General features: G+C 30.5%; 5 protein-coding genes. All 5 read left to right on the top strand.

Translation table 11 applies throughout. The features are described from left to right. Window positions 1–265 (top strand): hypothetical protein (locus QVO42_RS08210; RefSeq protein WP_288164138.1); only part of this gene is annotated, 265 nt, incomplete at its 5' end. A 200-nt stretch (window positions 266–465) separates the two neighbouring features. Beyond that, on the top strand, window positions 466–561 hold the full coding sequence (locus QVO42_RS08205; protein WP_022425641.1) for a family 1 glycosylhydrolase: 96 nt from the start codon (window positions 466–468) through the stop codon (window positions 559–561). Continuing rightward, entirely contained in the window at window positions 521–1,807 is a 1,287-nt protein-coding gene (locus tag QVO42_RS08200; protein ID WP_288164135.1) for a glycoside hydrolase family 1 protein, read from the top strand. Before QVO42_RS08205 ends, QVO42_RS08200 begins: the two co-directional genes overlap by 41 nt. A gap of 190 nt (window positions 1,808–1,997) precedes the next feature. Continuing rightward, window positions 1,998–2,315: an AAA family ATPase gene (locus tag QVO42_RS08195; protein ID WP_288164133.1), complete on the top strand. Its 318-nt coding sequence runs from the start codon at window positions 1,998–2,000 to the stop codon at window positions 2,313–2,315. 30 nt (window positions 2,316–2,345) lie between these two features. Next, on the top strand, window positions 2,346–3,151 hold an 806-nt coding region (locus QVO42_RS08190), incomplete at its 3' end, for an Abi family protein (protein ID WP_288164132.1).

Below are 3,151 nucleotides of genomic sequence, written 5' to 3'. Positions count from 1 at the left end.
AAGTTCAATTTGCGATACATATTGTGAAAGAAAACAATATGATAAGGCATCGGAATATGCCAAAAGAAATTATGAAGCGAGTTTAAGGGAATATGGTGTTGATGAGCCTATGACATTTAATCTGTTGGCTAAACTTATAGGATTTTATGAAAAAGCTGGAGATAGAAAATCTATTGATTCTGTTGTTGATGAATATTATAGAATTCGAGAAGAGACTCTAGAAATTGAAATACCAGATTCAACGGATGATGATATTCTATTCTAACACTCGTTAGTGTTAAATGAGCGTTAGAAAGTTAAAAACCGCATAACTAAGCCAAAAAATTAATATAATAATGAGCGTTAAAACGTATTAAATGAGCGTTAGAATAATATATACTATTTCTTTTCAAGTGTTACTTCCTTGAAATTCAAGTATAGCCTTAATAGAATTAAATAAGAATATAAATAAAGGAGTTAGTAAAGATGCTAAGAAAAGATTTCTTATGGGGTGGTGCAGTGACTGCCCATCAAAGTGAAGGTGGATATACTGAAGGGGGGGAAAGTTCCTGCAGTATGTGACTTGACAGTTACTGGTAAGTTCTCAGACTTTAAAAATGGTATTGATGCTTATCATAGATACAAAGAAGACTTTGATTTATATAAAGAGTTAGGATTTAATGCATACCGTTTCTCTTTAGACTGGTCTAGACTTATGAGTGATGAGAATACATATAATGAAGAAGGTTTTGCTTTCTATGATGAATTCATAGATGAATTACTAAAGAGGGGTATAGAACCTATTCCTACACTCTATCACTTTGAAATGCCTGTATTCTTATATGAGAAATACAATGGTTTTGCGAGTAGAAAGGTTGTTGATCTATTTGTAGAATTATGCAAGAAGATTGTAGACCGTTATTGTGATAAAGTAAAATACTGGATTATCTTCAATGAACAGAATGGAATACTACAGAAAGGACCAAAGATGTTCTTTGGTGCTGTTTATCCTGAAGGAGAAAACCCTATTATTTTAGATCATCAAATTATGCATAACACTTTAATCGCGCATAGTTTGATTAACGAATACATCCATCAAAAAGGAGGCTATGTTTTAGGTATGGCCACTATTGTACAAAGTTATCCTGAAACATGTCATCCATTAGATACATTAGAATCTATGAAAGCTCAGAGTGAAGCATTTGTATTCCTAGATGTCTTTGCGAGAGGACATTACAACAGCTATTTCCTAGCAAATATGAAACTAGAAGGTACAATGCCAGTCATAGAAGAAGGCGACTTTGAAATACTTAAGAAGGGTAAGACAGATGCTCTTGCGATAAGCTATTATATGTCTACTATTAGCCATTATGGTGAAGATAGTTTGACTAATGTAGAAGATGTAGTTATTAAGAAGAACCCTTATTTAGAAATGTCTGAATTTGGCTGGACAATAGATCCTATTGGTTTACGTATTACTTTAAGACAACTCTATGACAGATATGAAATGCCTATCTATATTGTAGAAAATGGTTATGGATGTGATGATCAGTTAGTAGATGGTGTTATTAATGATGATTATCGTGTTGATTATATGAGAAAACATATTGAAGAGATGAAGAAAGCTGTAGAAGAAGGTGTAGATTGCAGAGGATACTTGTCTTGGGGTCCTATTGATATCTTAAGCAGTCGTGCACAGATGAAGAAGAGATATGGTTTTGTCTATGTGAATAGAGATAATGATGACTTAAAGGATATGAGAAGAATTAAGAAGAAGTCATTTGAATGGTATAAGAATGTAATAAGTAGTAATGGGGAAGTGTTGTAAGGAGGAGTGATCCTCTTTTTTTTAATCGGAAATAAGTTAAAAATCAATTATTCACTTAAAATTTAGAGAAAAACAAGAAATTCTTTTGAATAATATAGTAGAGATAGAACATTATTTGTTTTCGGAAACAATTAAAGGAATAGTTACTTTCACAATGGCAAGAGAAATATTGAGAGAAGGAGGTTATTCGTTGATTAATGAAATAGAAAATCGTTTCAATAAAGAAATAGTAAGTACTCTTATACGTTTTTTTAAGAATAGTCAGTTAAAAAAGAAAGGTGGTGTTTTATTCTTTTCTACTTATTATCTAGAACTTATGGATGAATATGACCGTAACGATAGCATATTTATTACAAGAAATAGTAATGGTATTACTGTAGAAAATCTTTGTGATATTTTGAAAAGAAATGATATTAAGAAGAGTGAAGCTTATGAGAGTGGATATCTTCAAAGAACTACACCATCTTATAAGTCTTATATGAAGTTGAAGAAGAGTATGAGTGAATAACTGATTGAAAATATGAGGAGGTTAATAGTATTGAAATCTAAGTACTCTATAGATGAGCAATTGAAAAATCTCGAAGACAAGAATGTTCAATTCAATATTATGAGTAAAGAAGAAGCACGAGAGTATCTACAAAATAGTACGTACTATTTTAAGTTGAAATCTTATGAGAAATCATTTGAATACAACGTGTCAAAGAATCAATATATTAATCTTGAATTTGCATATCTGGTAGAATTGTCTAAGCTAGATATGTACTTAAGGGAATTGATCATTAGAATATCATTGCATACAGAACATTTTTTGAAAGTCAAATTAATTGATGATCTTACAAAGAATGAAAAAGAAGATGGTTATCATGTTATAAGAGAACTGTTTTCTAAATATCCATTTATGGTAGACCATATTAATCAAAAGAAATATAATTCAGCATGTGCAGATTTGATTCATAAATATGAGAATAATTGGGCTGCTTGGAATTTGATTGAAGTTTTATCATTTGGTGATTTTATTAAGTTATATGAATTGTATTATTCATTATATCCAGAACAGGCTAATGAAGTTGCTAGTGATCTTATATGGCCATTAAAATTCATTAGAAATGCATCGGCACATAATAACTGTTTGTTGAATACTTTGAGAAAACCATATGTATATACACATTTGTATGACAAGAAGAGAAGAACAATTATAGTAAATAAGAGATTGGTTTCGCTATTATCATCAGTTCCTGTTATAACGAAAAATAACAGAAAGAAAAAGATAACTAATCCTATTATTCATGATTTCGTGGCAAGTTTGTTTTTGTTTGATGAAATATGTACAAGTCAAGTGTTCAA

Source organism: Catenibacterium sp. CAG:290 (genome assembly GCF_000437715.1).
Classification (GTDB): domain Bacteria; phylum Bacillota_I; class Bacilli_A; order Erysipelotrichales; family Coprobacillaceae; genus Catenibacterium; species Catenibacterium mitsuoka_A.
This window is presented reverse-complemented; position numbering and strand designations above follow the sequence as displayed.